Genomic DNA, 17,967 nt, shown 5'->3' on the forward strand with positions numbered 1-17,967 from the left:
TTCAGCCACCGCTGTTATAGCCGCAAAATGTCGCCGCTTAGGCGGTGCCTTCGCTGCGGGTTCGAGCCATAGGTCTCGAACCTCTGGCTCAGCGCCATTTTTGAATGCGGCCCACACGTTTTTTAAAGACAAAAACAGACCAGGTTTGGAATTTGAATTTGAAGAAGCCTCGGCCGCGTTCAAAACGACGTCGAGGGAGTGGCGCAAAACCGCGAGTCTTTTTCGCGGGTTGAAGCCCGAACTGAGAGAACCGCGGAGCGGTGGCCTTATTTATAAACAAGAAGTGCGGCTATCACTGTGGCACCTGAAACACAGCCATTGTGACCAGCGCAGCTGCTGTTTTTAACAAAGCGCGGGAGTCCAGAGGGTGCGCGCTTACGCACCTTCTGGGCCAGTTTGGGCGGCAGCCCAAGGTCTTAGCGGTGTGGGCAGCGAGCCCACAGCCTTGATTTTAAAAATTTGCTTACTTACTGAAGTAACGAAATGTCCGCTACTTGCAGGAACAACTCCCTCAGTTTGGAGAGAAGTGTTAAGCGGTTCACTCTCACCGCTTCGTTCTCATCCATCACCATAACGGTGTCAAAGAAACTGTCGACGGTTTCACGCAGGGCAGCCAGTTCCACCAGCGCTTCTTTATACTGGCCCGCGGCGAACAGCGGTTCCAGTTTGTCGCGCAGTACCACAAGGTGCGTAGCCAGTTTCAGCTCAGCAGGCTCTTTCAGTACGGAAGCATGAACGTGTTCCAGCAGAGTATCTGACGATTTAGCCAGAATATTAGAAACACGTTTGTTGGCAGCAGCCAGCGTGGCGGCTTCATCAAGAGTACGGAAGTAGCTCACCGCTTTCACGCGGGCGTCGAAGTCGGCCGGTTTCGTCGGACGACGTGCCAGCACAGCCTGAATGGTGTCAACAGCGTGGCCCTCTTCCTGATACCAGGCGCGGAAACGACCGAGCATGAAATCAACCACTTCATCGACCACTTTAGCGTTAGTCAGTTTGTCACCGTAGAGGCGAACCGCTTCTTCAGTCAGCGTTTGCAGATCCAGCGGCAGGTTTTTCTCGACGATAATACGCAGCACACCGAGCGCGGCACGACGCAGCGCAAACGGGTCTTTATCGCCTTTCGGATGTTGCCCGATGCCGAAAATACCGGCCAGGGTGTCCATCTTGTCAGCGATAGCCAGCGCACAGGCCACCTGCGACTCTGGCAACTGGTCACCGGCAAAGCGCGGCTGATACTGCTCGTTCAGCGCAACGGCCACTTCTTCCGCTTCGCCGTCGTGACGCGCATAGTGCATGCCCATCACGCCCTGGGTGTCGGTAAACTCGAACACCATGTTGGTCATCAGATCGCATTTTGACAGCAGACCGGCGCGTTTGGCGTTTTCGACGTTGGCACCGATTTTGTCGGCGATCCAACCAGAAAGGGCTTCGATACGGTCGGTTTTATCACGCAGCGTGCCGAGTTGTTTCTGGAACATTACCGTTGCCAGACGCGGCAGGTTATCTTCGAGACGCTTTTTCAGATCGGAGTTGAAGAAGAATTCGGCATCGGCCAGACGCGGACGCACGACTTTCTCGTTACCGGAAATGATCTGCTGCGGGTCTTTGGACTCGATATTCGTCACGAAGATAAAGTTCGGCAACAGTTTTCCTGCGGCGTCATATACCGGGAAATACTTCTGATCACCTTTCATGGTGTACACCAGCGCTTCGGCAGGCACCTTGAGGAATTTCTCTTCGAATTTGGCGGTCAGAACGACCGGCCATTCCACCAGCGAGGTCACTTCTTCCAGCAGGCTTTCGCTCAGATCAGCGATGCCGCCAATCTGTTTAGCCGCCAGCTCAGCTCCCTGACGGATGATCGCTTTACGCTGCTCGTAGTCAGCAATCACTTTGCCGCGTTCCAGCAGGATTTGCGGGTATTGATCGGCGTTGTCGATGGTGAACTCTTGTTCGCCCATAAAACGGTGGCCGCGAATAGTACGTGCAGAGCCGATACCGAGAATGTGCCCAGGGATCAGTTCGTCACCCAGCAGCAGAGTCACAGTGTGAACCGGACGCACAAAGTGCACGTCGGAATCGCCCCAGCGCATCAGTTTAGGGATCGGCAGTTTGGACAGCGACGTGGCAACCATCGGTGCCAGCAGGTGTTGGGCGCTTTCGCCTTTCACGTGAGCGCGGTAAACCAGCCATTCGCCTTTGTCCGTCACCAGACGCTCAGCCTGCCCGACGGTGATACCGCAACCGCGCGCCCAGCCTTCAGCCGCCTTGCTCGGTTTACCTTCGGCATCAAACGCCTGCGCCACAGCCGGGCCGCGTTTTTCAACTTCGCGGTCAGCCTGAGATTCATGCAGACCGGAGACTTTCAGCGCCAGACGGCGCGGCGCGGCAAACCATTTTACGTCGCCGTGTGGCAGATTGGCGGCATCCAGTTCAGCCGTCAGGTTGGCAGCAAAAGATTCAGCAAGGCTACGCAGCGCCTTTGGTGGCAGCTCTTCGGTGCCGATTTCCACCAAAAATGTTTTTTCAGTCATGGACTTGTCTCACTTCTCGTTCTTTTTGCACATCGGGAAGCCCAGCACTTCGCGGGAGGCGTAATAGGCCTCAGCTACCGCTTTAGTCAGGGTACGGATGCGCAGAATGTAGCGCTGGCGTTCAGTCACGGAGATGGCTTTACGCGCGTCCAGCAGGTTGAAGCAGTGGGCGGCTTTCAGAATGCGTTCGTAAGCCGGCAACGCCAGCGGCTTTTCGAGAGCCAGCAGGGTTTGCGCTTCTTTCTCGTGCTGTTCAAAACAGGTAAACAGGAAATCGACGTCGGCATATTCGAAGTTATAGGTGGATTGCTCCACTTCGTTCTGATGGAACACGTCACCGTAGGTGGTTTTACCCAGCGGACCATCGCTCCAGACCAGATCGTATACGCTGTCCACGCCCTGGATGTACATCGCCAGACGCTCGAGGCCGTAGGTGATTTCGCCAGTGACCGGTTTACATTCCAGACCACCAACCTGCTGGAAGTAGGTGAACTGCGTCACTTCCATGCCGTTGAGCCACACTTCCCAGCCGAGACCCCAGGCGCCGAGCGTCGGGTTTTCCCAGTTGTCTTCCACGAAGCGGATGTCGTGGATCAGCGGGTCAACGCCCAGCTCTTTCAGGGAACCGAGGTACAGCTCCTGAATGTTGTCCGGAGAAGGTTTGATCATCACCTGGAACTGATAATAGTGCTGCAGGCGGTTTGGGTTCTCGCCGTAGCGACCGTCGGTCGGGCGGCGGGAAGGCTGGACGTAAGCCGCCGCAAAAGGCTCAGGGCCGAGTGCGCGCAAGCTGGTCATCGGGTGGGAGGTCCCTGCGCCGACTTCCATATCCAGTGGTTGAACGATTGTGCAGCCTTGCTGCGCCCAATAGTCCTGGAGTGTCAGGATCAGGCCCTGAAAGGTCTTGGTATCAAACTTTTGCATGTTGGTTTCGCACGCGAGACAGTGAGTTTAAAAGAGTGCGCCAGTATACCCGCTGAGCGGAAGATAATCAGCCAGAATGACTTCGTTTGAAGTCACTGACTACAGTTCTCAACCCATAAAACACAAAATAGGGCATTCCGGACATAAATTACGTCGACTATCAGGGGGCATAACACCCCCCCAAACCTTAAAATCTCGCACTGATCCCCGCGTTGTATGACGTTTGTTCACCGGAATCCAGCCCGGTGGTCTGTGACACGGCGGCGAAGGCGGCGATATTGTCAGTGATCTGCACGTTGGCACCGAGAGTCATGTCGACCCAATCGTTATCCTGCTCGCCGGTGGTGCGGCTGAAACGGGTACGGGTGGATTTTATCGCGCCGGTAGCGGTGTAAGTGTCGTCCCCGAACTGGCGGTCATAGGTCACCTGCGCATACGGGTTCACGATGCCCAGCTCCGCATTCAGACGCCAGCCCAGCGCGCCGATTTGCGAATGAGAAGTCTGATCGCCAAAGCGCATCGAGGTGCTGTTATTATCCTTCTCCTCATAACCCTCTATGTTGCTGTAATCCCAACTGTATTGCGCCACCGGGCCGGTTTTCAGCACCGATAAAATTGGGAAGTCCCAGCCTGCGGTAACACGCCCGCCAATCTGCTTGCCGTGGGTTTCGCCACTTTCAGTACGGGTCGTCGGGCCGAGTTTCATGCTGCGGTTGATATCGTCGTAATTCATCGAGCCATAGTGAATATCGCCGTTTATCCAGCCGTTATCGGCGATTTTCACACCAGTGAAGGCCGTCGCCATCCAGCCACGCGTACGGTAGTTGAAATTACCGGTTGGGTCCTGCTTATCGTCAGCACCGGAGAGCATCACGCCCATCATCCAGCGTTCGGTCATCTGGTAGTCCATACCGATATTCAGCGAGTTGGTGGTCAGATCTCCATCGCCTAAACCCAGTGACGGATTAAATTTACTGTCTGCACTCTGCCCGGCATAACCGCCGAACATGCCAAAGGTACCGGAGTCGTTATCTTGGGTGCGCAGCTGCTGATAACGGCTGTCGAGTAACCCCTGCGTATTGCGGGTCAGCGCCAGCGATCCCTGATTTAGCGCCGTCACTTCCAGCGGACCGTTGATCACCGACTGCATATAATCCGCAATCAGAGCATGGGCCTGCGGTGTCGGGTGGAAGTGGTCAGCAAAAAGGAAGGATTTGCTGGCGTCAAAACCCGGCAGATTCGACGTACATTCCGACGCGGACGTCCCTACCGGGCAGGCGGTACCGGCCGTGTTGGCGAAACCGTAGCGGGCCGGATTGGCAATTACTTCGTTGAACAGGCCGTTGATATCCACTCGCGCAATGTTGCCGCCGGTCTTCGCCAGCGCGATATCCTCCGTGGTGTTGTAGGTGTCGGTCAGATCGCCCGCCACGCTTTTGAGCGCGTCATAGGCGGCGATAAGCCCTTTGGAGAGCAAATCTTGAACCAGTTCGGAATCCAGACCGGCGGTGGTCGAGGCCTTCAGCGCGTTGTGAATCGCTTCGGTACGGGCATCGGCGTTCGGCGTATCTTGCGCATTCAGGTATTTATAAGCGGCTTCCAGCGCCTGCTGCTGCACCGGCAATAATCCGACCTGAATAATGCCTTCCATCAAAACCGGCGTCAGCCCGATGTTTGGTACCGTCGGGACGACGACCGTTCCGGCACCGGCTTTCAGTAAATCATTTACCTGCGACGCCGCCTGGGCGGCGCTGTTGGTGGCGATGTCCACGGCTTTGATCGGGTTGAGGCTCAGCGCCGCAGCGGCTAAATCGTTGCCGCCGATCCAGTGAACATAAAGACCGTTCGGGTCCGCTTTCCCTCCGGTCGAGGCCAGATAATTTTTCACCTGATCCTGCGTGGTATAATCCGAGTCCAGCCCCGGCACTGCCACACCACCGCCTTGCGCATAGTTCAGGCCACCCTGCGAGGAGGGTTTGAGCGCGGTACCGATATTTTTAGCCAGGATTTCGTCGTAAAGCAGATGCGAACTGCTGTCAAAGGTCCAGCGGCCAATGTTGCCGGTGTCACTGAGGCTGTCACCAAACACATAAAGCTGGTCGTAAGCCTGCGCCGGCGCGTATATCCCTAAGCACAGCGCCGTTGCCAGCGCGCCCTGCGCCAGACGGAATATCGGGGCTTTTTTGCGGATTATTGTTTTGCGGGTCATAGAGGTTTTCCAAAAAGAGCTAAAGGTGAAAGTGAGTCAGAATGTAAGGATTCTGTAATTTGTGGTTTTGACTATGGTTCAGATTGGCGGAGGGTCAAGGCGGCGGTGCGTAAAACGGGACGTTGCAGAGTAATCTGATAAGTAACACTATGGGCCACTTTCATTACGGCAAGGACAGACGACATGACAAGGTGCAGCTGGGTTTCCAAAGAGCCTATTTATCTCGACTACCACGATATGGAATGGGGCGTTCCGGTCAAAGATGGGCGCGAACTGTTCGAAATGCTTTGTCTTGAGGGCCAGCAGGCAGGACTGTCTTGGATCACCGTGTTGAGAAAGCGCGATAATTATCGCCGCTGCTTCCATAATTTTGACCCGGTACGCATCGCCAAAATGACCGACGATGATGTCGAAACACTGGTGCTGGACGCCGGGATCATCCGCCATCGCGGTAAAATCAAAGCCATTATTGGCAATGCGCAGGCTTATCTGGCGATGCAGGCCAGCGGCGAGGATTTTTCGGCCTTCGTCTGGAGCTTTGTCGGGAATGAACCGTTCATCAATAATCCGCTCGGCCCGGAGGGCGTTCCGGCCAAAACCGCCGTGTCTGACGCTATGTCCAAAGCGCTGAAAAAGAAAGGCTTTAAGTTTATCGGATCGACCATCTGCTACGCCTTCATGCAGGCCAGCGGGCTGGTGAACGATCATCAGTCGTACTGCTTCTGTCATCCGAAAAATCAATCCGCATGATCCGCCGCTCAGAGCCTGCTGACATTGAAGCCATCATGCTGTTGTGGCTGCGCAGTACGCTGGCGGCCCATCCGTTTATTGCCGAATCTTACTGGTACGAAAGTGCGGCCATGGTGCGGGAAACCTTTCTGCCGCAGGCCATCACCTGGGTTTCCTGCGATGCTGACAGCGAGATCAACGGCTTTATCAGCGTGCTGAATCAGCAGTTTATCGGCGCGCTGTTTGTTAAAGAGAGCGTGTATGGTCAGGGCGTGGCGCAACAATTAATGCAGCAGGCGAAGGCACATTTCCCGCTGTTGCTGCTCGAGGTCTATCAGCAAAACCTGCGCGCCGTGGCTTTTTATCGCAAAGAAGCGTTCCTGGTGGTCAACGACACCCTTCACCCCGGAACCGGTCTGCCGACCTGGGTTCTGCGCTGGTACGAATCCCTTTCTGAATAAATTCTGGAAATCTTCCAAGGTTACAAAAACAGAGTTCCGGAATACTCCTACTGCTTAACGCCGTAAAATTCTGCATAAAGAGCGGCTTAACGCCGCATGGCTGATGTCTGCCGGTTGCACTTCTTTATGTTTTGACATGTTTTTATTTGCAACTTGTACCGCGCCACGCAGTCATAATGGAAATTATTCGACTTAAAACAGAAAACATCCAGAAAGGAAATAAGATGAACAAACGACTTATTGTGGTTGCAGGCGCCCTTTGCGTAACAATGGGCCTATCGGCCTGTACCACCAACCCTTATACCGGCGAGTCTGAAGCAGGGAAATCGGGCATTGGCGCGGGCCTGGGTGCTGCGCTGGGCGCAGGCGTTGGGATGCTTTCATCTTCCAAAAAAGATCGCGGCAAAGGCGCACTGATCGGTGCAGCTGCGGGCGCAGCCCTTGGCGGCGGCGCAGGTTATTACATGGATGTGCAGGAATCTAAACTGCGCGACAAAATGAAAGGCACCGGCGTCAGCGTGACCCGTCAGGGCGATAACATTGTGCTGAATATGCCAAACAATGTGACCTTCGACTCCAGCAGCAGCACGCTGAAACCGGCGGGCGCCAATACGCTGACCGGCGTGGCGATGGTACTGAAAGAGTACCCGAAAACTGCCGTTAACGTCGTCGGTTACACTGACAGCACCGGCACCCGTGCCCTGAATATGAAACTGTCACAACAACGTGCCGACGGCGTGGGCAGTGCGTTGATCACCCAGGGTGTTGCGGGCAGTCGCGTTCACACCACCGGTGCAGGTCCGGATAACCCGATCGCCAGTAACAGCACCGAAGAAGGCAAAGCGCAGAACCGCCGCGTTGAGATCACCCTCAGCCCGTTACAGTAACTTTTTGCCCGATATTACCGCGGGGCCGAAAGGCCCCGTTTTACTTCCTGCGCTACGTTCCCGCCTTGCTGATGTGATATTCTTACGCCCTCTGTTACCTCCCTTATCCCGCGCCGGAGCCTGCTATGTCACTGAAAGATATTGCGAAAGAACTCGGGTTATCCATTACCACCGTCAGCCGTGCGCTGAACGGTTACAGTGATGTGTCGGCTGAAACCAAAGCGCGGGTGCAGGACACGGCGCAGCGACGCGGCTATCGCCCGAATACGCTGGCACGGCGTCTAAAAATGGGCAAGATCGATGCCGTTGGCCTGCTTTTCCCCTTCACTTCGCATCCGTTAAGCAACTCTTCGTTTATCGAAATGGTTGGCTGCATAACGTCTGAACTGGCGAAAAATGAGGTCGACCTGCTGCTGGTCGCCGATGAGTTGCCGCACTTTTCCTACAGCCGTCTAGTGGAGAGTAAACGGGTGGACGCCATGCTGGTCGCTCACACGCTGGTACAGGATCCGCGTCTGGAAGACTTACAGCGCCGTAACTTCCCCTTTCTGGCGCTGGGCCGCAGCCAGCTGACGCAGGATTATGCCTGGTTTGATTTCGATAACCGCGCCGGTATGGACCTGGCAGTGACGCTCCTGGCCAGTCTCGGCCACCAGCGTATTGCGTTTCTCGGCGAGAATAATCCGCAGTCGTTTATTGGTATGCGCCTGCAAGGTTATCTGGACGGTATGGCCGCATCGGGTCTGCCGGTCATGCCTGAGTGGATCCGCAAAGTCAGCCCCAGCCGCCGCGACGGCTATCTGGTCACCAAAGAACTGATAGCGCACGCGGTGTCCCCCACTGCCATTGTCTGCGACTGCAATATGCACGGGGAAGGGGCCGCCATGGCGCTGCACGAAGCCGGGCTGCTGCTGAGCAGAAAAGTTTCGCTGATCATTTATGACGGCCTGCCCGCCGACAGCCTGCCGGACGTCGCCGTCACGGCCATCGTGGAGAATACCCGTGAAGCCGTAGGCAAACAGATTGCCGACATGACACTGGCGCTGATCTGCGGCGAAAAACCCGCTAATTTGCAGGTATTATGGCAACCTGTGCTGCAACTTGGCATGACCGCCAACCCTCCCGCCAAAAATTAATTTTCCATGCTGTGTCACAAATATGACCTTTTTCATTACGCACCCGAAACGTTTCGGATCAATGCTTACTGCATGAAAACAAGAATGCAGGAGCCATAATTCATGGAAAACGACATCGTTCATCTCACCAGTGACAGCACCAGCCTGATCGTACGCTGCGCCCCTTTTGCTGAAATTCTCTATTGGGGTCAACGTCTCAACAGCTTCAGCGCAGACGACGTGATTTCGCTTAGCCGCGCGGTGCCCAATGGCCGGGTTGACGTCGATGCACCGTTGAATTTCAGCGCCGATTTAGGGCGCGGCTCTTTCGGCACGCCGGGCGTGGAAGGCCACCGCGACGGTCTGGACTGGTCGCCAGTGTTCGATACGGTTGATGTTATTCAGCAGGGAAATCAGCTGACGATCGTTACCGAAGACGCCATTGCGGGCCTGCAACTGCGTAGCGAACTGCGCCTGGATGACAGCGGCGTGTTGCAGATGCGCAATGCACTGACCAGCCTCAAAGCGGGAAATTATCAGGTGACGCGTCTCGCCGTCACCCTACCGCTGCCGGAGCGCGCTGACGAAGTGATGGCATTTCATGGCCGCTGGATTAAAGAGTTCCAGCCGCACCGTACCCGCCTTGAACACGGGGGTGTCATTCAGGAAAACCGCCGGGGTAAAACCTCGTCAGAATATTTCCCGGCGATGATGACCGGTCATCAAGGTTTCAGCGAACAGCAGGGCGAAGTCTGGGGGATGCACCTTGGCTGGAGCGGCAATCACCGGCTGCGGGCCGATGTGAAAACCGACGGCCGCCGCCTGATGCAGGCAGAGGCGCTCTATTTCCCCGGCGAACAGGTACTCGGACAGGGTGAAACGCTGGAGACGCCGTGGCTCTATGCCAGCTATTCGGCCAGCGGCCTCAACCAGATGAGCCAGCAATTTCACCGCTTTGTGCGCCAGCATATTTTACGCTTCCCGACTGAAAAGCCGCGTCCGGTACACCTCAATACCTGGGAGGGAATCTATTTTAATCACGATCCCGACTACATCATGAAGATGGCAACTGAATCAGCGGCGTTAGGCGTTGAACGCTTCATTATCGACGACGGCTGGTTCCGCGGGCGTGACCATGACCGCGCTGCGCTTGGTGATTGGTATCTGGATGAGAAGAAATACCCGCGCGGCCTGAAACCGGTGATCGATCACGTCAAAAATCTGGGGATGGAGTTTGGTATCTGGGTCGAACCGGAAATGATTAATCCGGATTCTGATCTGTATCGCGCGCACCCTGACTGGCTGCTGGCGTTGCCGGGGTACCAGCAACCGAGCGGTCGCCACCAGTTTGTCCTCAACCTCAATAATCCCCAGGTGTTTGATTATCTTGTGGACCGCATGAGCTGGCTGCTGGGCGAACATGACGTGGACTATGTGAAATGGGACATGAACCGCGAAATTGTCCAGCCCGGCCATCAGGGCCGCGCCGCCCTGACCACGCAAACTCAGCAGTTTTACCGCCTGCTCGACGTGCTGGGCGAACGTTTCCCGCAGATTGAGTTTGAGTCCTGCGCCTCCGGCGGCGGACGTATCGATTATGAGGTGCTCAAACGCAGCCACCGGTTCTGGACCTCCGACAACAACGACGCGCTGGAACGGCAGAAAATCCAGCGCGGCATGAGCTACTTTTTCCCGCCGGAAGTGATGGGCTCGCACATCGGCAACAAGTTGTGTCACGCCACCTCGCGCCAGCACAGCATTGAATTTCGCGGGCTGACGGCGCTGTTCGGTCATATGGGCATCGAACTGGATCCGGTAAAAGAAGGTGAGGCCGAGCGCGCCGGTTTTGCCCGCTATACCCGTTTACATCAGCAACTGCGCGAACTGCTGCACAGCGGCAACGTTTATCGCGTTGACCATCATGATGACACGACGCTGATCAACGGCGTGGTCAGCAACAATCAGGGGCGCGCAGTATTTCTGGTCAGCCAGTTAGCGATGCCAGCCTGGTCATTGCCGGGCAATTTACGGCTGCCAGGGTTAGACACGCAGGCGCGCTACCGCGTATCCGTGCTAGACGCACCGGCGCTGCTGGCGAAGGGTGAACCCGGCCACACCATGCGCAAACAGCCTGACTGGATGCAACACCCGCAGGAGCTGAGCGGCGAGTGGCTGGAAAAAGCCGGGCTGGCGCTGCCGGTTTTGGATCCGGAAAGTGCCCTGCTGCTGCATGTTGAACGCATTTAAATAAAAACATAAAACGCCGGCGCTGCGGTGCCTGTTTTACTGGTTTCGGCAAGGAAATCACGATGAACCCTACACAAAATGACAGTGTTTGCTTCTACAAAAACAATCCGAATTTTTGGATTTTCGGCGCCTATTTCTTTCTCTATTTCTTCATCATGGCCACCTGTTATCCGTTCCTGCCGATCTGGCTGTCGGACGTTATCGGCCTGACCAAAACGGAAACCGGCGTGGTTTTCTCCAGCATGTCGCTGTTTGCCATTCTGTTTCAGCCGATTTTCGGGGTGATTTCAGACAAGCTGGGACTGAAAAAACACCTGCTGTGGATCATCGCCGTTCTGCTGTTTTTGTTCGCGCCATTCTTTATTTATGTTTTTGCACCGCTGCTCAAACTGAACATCGTGCTCGGCGCCATTCTCGGCGGGGCTTATATCGGTTTCGTGTTTGCCGGAGGATCGGGCGCCACCGAGGCGTACATTGAGCGGGTCAGTCGCAACAGCCATTTTGAATACGGCAAAGCGCGGATGTTTGGCTGTTTTGGCTGGGGAATTTGCGCCTCGACGGCGGGTATTCTGTTTAATATCAACCCGAATATCGTGTTCTGGATGGGATCGGGCGCGGCATTAATCCTGATGATTTTGCTGCTCGTCTCGCGTCCGCAGGAAAATAAGAATGCGCAGGTACTGGATAAACTGGGTGCCAATCAGCCACAATTTTCGCTGAAAACGGCGGCATTGTTACTGAAAGAGCGAAAATTGTGGATGCTGATTTTATATGTGGTTGGCGTCGCCTGCGTGTATGACGTCTTTGATCAGCAGTTCGCCACCTTCTTCAAAAACTTCTTCGCCTCACCGCAGCAGGGCACGGAGATGTTTGGCTTCGTGACGACCGCGGGTGAGCTGTGCAACGCCATTATCATGTTCTGCTCACCGTGGATAATTAACCGCATCGGCGCGAAAAACACGCTGCTGCTGGCGGGTACGATTATGTCGATCCGCATTGTTGGCTCGGCGTTCGCCACCACCGCCGTGGAAGTGGTGCTGCTGAAAATGCTCCATGCGCTGGAGGTACCGTTCCTGCTGGTCGGCGTTTTCAAGTACATCACACAAATTTTTGATGTCCGGTTCTCGGCGACCCTTTATCTGGTTGGGTTTAATTTTGCCAAACAGCTGGCGGCGATTTTTCTTTCGGCCTTCGCGGGCAGTTTGTATGACCGTATCGGTTTTAGCGATACCTACCTGATCCTCGGCGCTATCGCCTTCTCGGTGACCGTGATATCAGCCTTTACGCTGAGCGGCCGGAGTAAAACGCCGGTCAGTGCGGAGCATCCGGGTATGGCCACCAAAGCGGGCGGAGTGAGCTGAAAGCCGCGCCACGGCAGGTTTTACGCATTCAGCCTTTCCGCACTGTGTGCTAGTCTCCTGTGGTTGAGCATTCAGGGGGAAAGGGTTTGAGCAGAAATCAGGAGTCAGGCAGTGCCGTTCGCGCCACTATACGTGACGTCGCCAGCGCGGCGAAAACAGGTAAAACCAGCGTTTCGCGCTATCTGAACGGCGAGAAGAATCTGCTTTCTGACGATCTCAAAGAGCGGATTGAACGGGCCATTGCCTTGCTGAACTATCAGCCTAGCCAGATGGCGCGCAGCCTGAAAAGCGGCCAGACGCGGCTGATTGGCCTGATTCTGGCGGACATTACCAATCCCTATTCCGTTGATGTCATGCGAGGCGTCGAAGCGGCCTGCCGCCAGCAGGGGTTAACGCTGCTGGTGTGTAATACCAATAATCAGCTCGATCAGGAAAAACACTACCTGCAATTGCTCAGCAGCTACCGCGTCGACGGCATGGTCGTGAACGCCGTTGGTATGCGCGAAGCGGCGATTTCCACCCTGCAACAGGCGCAGTTACCGATGGTGCTGATTGACCGTAAGGTGGCGAATTTTTCCTGCGACGTCGTTGGTCTCGATAACGCGCAGGCCACCAACATGGTGACCGGTCATCTTCTGCAACAGGGTTTTGAGGCAATTTTGTTCCTCAGCGAACCCATGACCATCAACACGCGTCTCGACCGCCTGCATACCTTTTTACAACGGATGCAGCGTGAACCGCAGCATATCGCCGAACAGGGTGAAGTTGAACTCAGTGACACCGCCGGGCTGGAAAATTTGCTGCGTGATTTCGTCTCGCGCCATCCGCAAAAACGCAAAGCCGTTCTGGCCGCCAACGGTGCACTGACGCTGCTGGTCGCCCGTGCAATGCGCCGGTTAGAGTTGGTTTGGGGCCAGGATATCGGGCTGCTGGGCTTTGACGAATTGGAATGGGCGGAACTCGCGGGCGTGGGCATTACCACCCTGAAACAGCCGACATACGACATGGGCGTCGCCGCACTCGAGCAACTGGTGACCCGAATTCACGGCAGCCAGGAGCCGATCCGCGAGCAGGAGTTCTCCGGTGAACTGATTGTGCGCGGGTCCACGGCGAAAACCTGACTCTCCTTCCCATAATTCCCCTCTTTTAAGCGTCCCGACCGCGTTAACTTCGTGAGCGGGATCATAATTTTCAGCCTTGTGCCTTTTCGATGGAACCGGTCCCAGTTAACGTGAATTGGGATGCAGCAAATGCTTAACATAAATCCGCACCCTATTTAACCGTCTAAGATTGAACATTGACCCGCGTTTCCGGGCCGCTTTTTACAAGGACATTCAGATGAAAAAAGAAATTGTGGTGGTGATGGCTGCGTACGGCAATGACAACGTGAGAGCACTGGGCGGACAGGCTGCGCTGTTGCCGGTGATTGCTGATGCCGGTGCCGACGGCGTAGAGATCCGCCGTGAGTTGTTCACAGAAAGTGATCTTAATAATCTGCCTGCTCTGGCAGAAAACATCCGGCAGAAAAATTTATTTACCGTTTATTCCGTTCCCGAATCGCTGTTTGCAGAAGGCGGAAAAGTTAACCCGTCGCTGCCAAAATTCCTGGAAGAAGCGGCGACGCTCGGCGCACGTTCTCTGAAAGTCGCGCTGGGGCATTTCAAAGCGGGAGAAGATCTCACGCCGCTGAAAGTCATTCTGAGCGAGCACCCGGTCAAACTGGTGGTGGAAAATGACCAGACCTCAGACTGCGGCATTTTATCGCAGATGAACGCGTTCATGTTTGCCGCAACGGCCCTGCATTTACCGCTGACGATGGCCTTTGATATGGCCAACTGGTTGTGGGTGGGTCAGGACCCGATGGCGGCCGCCGATTTGGTGGCACAGCACGTCGGCTATGTTCACGTTAAAGCCGCCGAAAAGCGCGGCGACAAATGGCACGCCGTGGCGCTGGACGATTCCGACGGCAGCTGGACGCCGCTGCTGGCAAAATTGCCGCAGGACGTACCGCGGGGCATTGAATTCCCGCTGGAAGGTAAAGATCTGACCGCCGTCACTCGTCACTACGTTGAAATGTTGCGTAAGGACGCGGCGCAGGCATAAGGAGCCAAAACATGTCGCAATTATCGTCCCACGCCGCACTGGATGTGGTCACCGTCGGCGAAGCCATGGCGATGTTTGTCGCCTGTGAAACCGGCCCTCTGGAAGAGGTGACACAGTTCACCCGCCAGGTCGCCGGTGCCGAACTCAATGTTGCTATCGGGCTGTCGCGCTTAGGGCTGAAAGTCGGCTGGGCCAGCCGCGTGGGCGATGACGTGTTTGGCCGCTTCGTGCTCAAACAGCTCGAAAAAGAGCGGATTAACGCCGGTCAGGTCACGGTGGATAACCATTTTTCCACCGGCTTCCAGCTGAAATCGAAAGAGACCGAAGGCCGCGATCCGCGCGTGGAATACTTCCGTAGAAACTCGGCAGCCAGTCACCTTTCGGTGGCCGATTTCAACCCAGACTATTTCTGCACCGCCCGTCATCTGCACCTTTCCGGCGTCTGTGCGGCACTGTCGGATTCGTCGCTGGAGCTGTCAAAGTTCGCTGCGCAGCAGATGAGAAAGGCCGGGAAAAGCATCTCTTTTGACCCTAATCTGCGCCCTGTTTTATGGCGCAGCGAAGAGGCGATGCGCAAAGAAATTAATGCACTGGCCTTTGCCGCCGACTGGGTTTTACCCGGCCTCAGCGAGGGTCAGCTGCTGACCGGCGAGAAAACGCCGGAAGGTATCGCTGATTTTTACCTCAATCAGGGCGTTAAAGCCGTGATCATCAAAACCGGTCCTGACGGCGCCTGGTTCAAAGCTGCCGGGGGTGAACAGGCGCAGGTCGCGGCCTGTAAAGTCGAGAACGTGGTCGATACCGTGGGTGCCGGTGACGGTTTTGCGGTCGGGTTGGTCAGTGCCTTGCTCGAAGGGCTGACGCTGGAGCAGGCGGTGAAACGCGGCAATAAAATCGGCAGTCTGGCCGTGCAGGCCGTGGGCGACAGCGAAGGGTTACCGACGCGCGAGCAGCTCAATGGCGCATGACCCGCGCCATTTTTATCCTGTTTGCTACACTTACTTAGCACCCTATATAACAGAAAATAACGCACATCAGTCGCGAAACTGAGGATAAAAGTCATGAACGAAGCCAAAATCGCCATCAGACGTTGGTGGTATATCATGCCGATCGTGTTTATCACCTACAGTCTGGCCTATGTCGATCGCTCCAATTTCAGTTTTGCCTCTGCGGCAGGAATTAACGACGATCTTGGCATCACCAAAGGGATGTCTTCCCTGCTTGGCGCCCTGTTTTTCCTTGGTTATTTCTTCTTCCAGATCCCCGGCACTATTTACGCCGAGCGCCGCAGCGTCAGGAAGCTGATCTTTTGGTGTCTGCTGTTGTGGGGCGGTTTTGCTTCCCTGACCGGCGTGGTGAGTAACATTCCGATGCTGGCAGCGATTCGTTTCGCACTTGGGGTGGTCGAGGCCGCCGTCATGCCCGCGATGCTGGTGTATATCAGTAACTGGTTCACCAAGTCTGAACGCTCACGGGCCAACACGTTCCTGATACTCGGTAATCCGGTCACGGTGCTGTGGATGTCGGTGCTGTCCGGTTATCTGATCCACGCCTTCGGCTGGCGTGAAATGTTCATCTTCGAAGGTATTCCGGCGGTGATCTGGGCCGTCTGCTGGTGGTTCCTGGTCAAAGACAAACCCGAGCAGGTGAACTGGCTGACGCAGGATGAGAAAAAAGCGCTGGCGGACCAGCTGGCGAAAGAGCAGGAAGGCATCAAGGCGGTGCATAACTACGCCGAGGCATTCAAATCACGTAATGTGATCCTACTGTGTATGCAATATTTCGCGTGGAGTATCGGGGTGTATGGCTTCGTGCTGTGGCTGCCGTCGATTTTGCGCAGCGGCATGCAGATGGGTATGGTGGAAGCGGGCTGGTTGTCGTCGGTACCCTATCTGGCGGCGACAATCGCTATGATTCTGGTGTCATGGGCGTCGGACAAAATGCAGAACCGTAAGATTTTCGTCTGGCCGTTGCTGTTAATTGGCGCGCTGGCATTCTTCGCCTCGTGGGCAATCGGCCCGAATCATTTCTGGGTCTCTTACTCGTTGCTGGTGATTGCCGCCGCCGCGATGTACGCGCCTTATGGCCCGTTCTTCGCCATCATTCCTGAGATGCTACCAAGAAATGTCGCCGGTGGCGCGATGGCGCTGATCAACAGCCTCGGTGCGCTCGGTTCGTTCTTCGGGTCGTGGTTTGTCGGTTATCTCAACGGCAACACCGGCAGCCCGGCGGCCTCGTTTATTTTCATGGCCGTCTCCCTGCTGGTCTCGGTGGTACTGACGCTGATGGTGAAACCAGAGCAAACGTCCGCTAAACCGCAATCAGCCTGACCTAATGCTATGTATATTCGTCCTTTAATTTGGAGTGTGTGATGAAGCCGTCTATCGTTTTGTATAAGAAGCTACCTGCCGATCTGCATCAACGTCTGGAACAACATTTTTCCATCGTCGAGTTCGAAGGGATCACCGACGAGAACCGCACCAAAGTGTTCGATGCCCTGCAACAGGCTGAAGGGCTGATGGGTTCAGGCGGCGCAGTGAATAAAGAGCTGCTGGACCACGCGCCACGTCTGCGCGGTGTCTCGACGATTTCGGTAGGTTATGACAATTTTGACGTCGACGAACTGACCCGTCGCGAAATTCCCCTGATGCACACGCCGACCGTACTGACCGAAACCGTGGCCGATACCGTGATGGCGCTGGTGCTCGCCACCGCCCGCCGCGTGGTGAATGTCGCCGAACGCGTGAAAGCCGGAGAGTGGACCAGCAATATTGGCGCCGACTGGTTTGGTGTCGACGTGCACCACAAAACTATCGGGATCATCGGCATGGGTCGCATTGGCCTCGCAGTGGCGCAGCGTGCGCATTTCGGCTTCAACATGCCGGTACTCTACAACGCACGCAGCCAGCATAAAGCAGCCGAAGAGCGTTTCGGCGCGAAGAAATGTGAACTGGATGAACTGCTGGCGAAGTCAGATTTCGTCTGCGTGTTGCTGCCACTGACCGATCAGACCTTCCACACCATCGGCAAAGAACAACTGGAAAAAATGAAGTCCAGCGCCATTCTGATCAGCGCTGGTCGTGGCCCGGTGATTGATGAAAAAGCGCTGATCGCAGCACTAAAAGAGGGCACGATCCACGCCGCCGGAATGGACGTATTTGAAACTGAGCCGCTGCCAAAAGACTCCCCGCTGCTCAGTCTGCCCAACGTGGTCGCGCTGCCGCACATCGGTTCCGCCACCCATGAAACGCGTTACGGTATGGCGGCCTGTGCCGTGGATAACCTGATCGCCGCCCTGACCGGTGACGTCAAAGAGAACTGTGTTAACCCGCAGGTAATGAAGAAATAAACCGTCCGTGTAATGCATGAAATGCCGCCTGCGGGCGGTATTTTT

Annotated in this window: 14 protein-coding genes; 11 read left to right on the forward strand and 3 right to left on the reverse strand. The window is 55.6% G+C overall.

Annotation, left to right across the window (positions count from 1 at the left end; translation table 11 throughout):
* Positions 1-467: 467 nt before the first annotated feature.
* The 3 genes from glyS to ACZRKO_RS18900 all read right to left on the reverse strand — a co-directional run bounded on the left by glyS (position 468) and on the right by ACZRKO_RS18900 (position 5,670).
* Positions 468-2,537 (reverse strand): glycine--tRNA ligase subunit beta, encoded by a 2,070-nt coding sequence (glyS, locus tag ACZRKO_RS18890; protein WP_463738778.1) that lies wholly within the window; start codon positions 2,535-2,537, stop codon positions 468-470.
* 9 nt (positions 2,538-2,546) lie between these two features.
* Positions 2,547-3,461, reverse strand: coding sequence for a glycine--tRNA ligase subunit alpha (gene glyQ / locus ACZRKO_RS18895; RefSeq protein ID WP_463738779.1), 915 nt, complete (start codon positions 3,459-3,461; stop codon positions 2,547-2,549).
* A 187-nt stretch (positions 3,462-3,648) separates the two neighbouring features.
* Entirely contained in the window at positions 3,649-5,670 is a 2,022-nt protein-coding gene (locus ACZRKO_RS18900) for an autotransporter outer membrane beta-barrel domain-containing protein (RefSeq protein ID WP_463738780.1), read from the reverse strand.
* A gap of 183 nt (positions 5,671-5,853) precedes the next feature.
* Between ACZRKO_RS18900 and ACZRKO_RS18905 the strand changes: the two genes are divergently transcribed.
* The 11 genes from ACZRKO_RS18905 (at position 5,854) to ghrB (ending at position 17,922) form a co-directional block, all read left to right on the forward strand.
* Positions 5,854-6,420 carry a DNA-3-methyladenine glycosylase I gene (locus ACZRKO_RS18905; RefSeq protein ID WP_463738781.1) on the forward strand — a complete coding sequence of 189 codons (567 nt, stop codon included), beginning with the start codon at positions 5,854-5,856 and terminating at the stop codon, positions 6,418-6,420.
* A complete protein-coding gene (locus ACZRKO_RS18910; protein ID WP_463738782.1) occupies positions 6,417-6,860 on the forward strand; it encodes an N-acetyltransferase in 444 nt (147 codons plus the stop codon). The genes ACZRKO_RS18905 and ACZRKO_RS18910 overlap by 4 nt, the downstream gene beginning before the upstream one ends.
* A gap of 224 nt (positions 6,861-7,084) precedes the next feature.
* Positions 7,085-7,747: an OmpA family lipoprotein gene (locus ACZRKO_RS18915; protein ID WP_463738783.1), complete on the forward strand. Its 663-nt coding sequence runs from the start codon at positions 7,085-7,087 to the stop codon at positions 7,745-7,747.
* A 125-nt stretch (positions 7,748-7,872) separates the two neighbouring features.
* Entirely contained in the window at positions 7,873-8,883 is a 1,011-nt protein-coding gene (locus tag ACZRKO_RS18920) for a substrate-binding domain-containing protein (RefSeq protein WP_463738784.1), read from the forward strand.
* A 102-nt stretch (positions 8,884-8,985) separates the two neighbouring features.
* Positions 8,986-11,109, forward strand: coding sequence for an alpha-galactosidase (locus ACZRKO_RS18925; protein WP_463738785.1), 2,124 nt, complete (start codon positions 8,986-8,988; stop codon positions 11,107-11,109).
* Positions 11,110-11,171: 62 nt separating this feature from the next.
* A complete protein-coding gene (locus ACZRKO_RS18930; RefSeq protein WP_463738786.1) occupies positions 11,172-12,470 on the forward strand; it encodes an oligosaccharide MFS transporter in 1,299 nt (432 codons plus the stop codon).
* 86 nt (positions 12,471-12,556) lie between these two features.
* Positions 12,557-13,591 carry a LacI family DNA-binding transcriptional regulator gene (locus ACZRKO_RS18935; RefSeq protein WP_463738787.1) on the forward strand — a complete coding sequence of 345 codons (1,035 nt, stop codon included), beginning with the start codon at positions 12,557-12,559 and terminating at the stop codon, positions 13,589-13,591.
* A 217-nt stretch (positions 13,592-13,808) separates the two neighbouring features.
* A complete protein-coding gene (locus tag ACZRKO_RS18940; protein WP_463738788.1) occupies positions 13,809-14,573 on the forward strand; it encodes a sugar phosphate isomerase/epimerase family protein in 765 nt (254 codons plus the stop codon).
* 11 nt (positions 14,574-14,584) lie between these two features.
* Complete coding sequence (locus tag ACZRKO_RS18945; protein ID WP_463738789.1) at positions 14,585-15,541, forward strand: sugar kinase; 957 nt, start codon at positions 14,585-14,587, stop codon at positions 15,539-15,541.
* A 93-nt stretch (positions 15,542-15,634) separates the two neighbouring features.
* Positions 15,635-16,903 carry an MFS transporter gene (locus ACZRKO_RS18950; RefSeq protein WP_463738790.1) on the forward strand — a complete coding sequence of 423 codons (1,269 nt, stop codon included), beginning with the start codon at positions 15,635-15,637 and terminating at the stop codon, positions 16,901-16,903.
* Positions 16,904-16,944: 41 nt separating this feature from the next.
* Complete coding sequence (ghrB, locus tag ACZRKO_RS18955; RefSeq protein ID WP_463738791.1) at positions 16,945-17,922, forward strand: glyoxylate/hydroxypyruvate reductase GhrB; 978 nt, start codon at positions 16,945-16,947, stop codon at positions 17,920-17,922.
* Positions 17,923-17,967 lie beyond the last annotated feature (45 nt).

The organism is Ewingella sp. C233 (assembly GCF_055407225.1).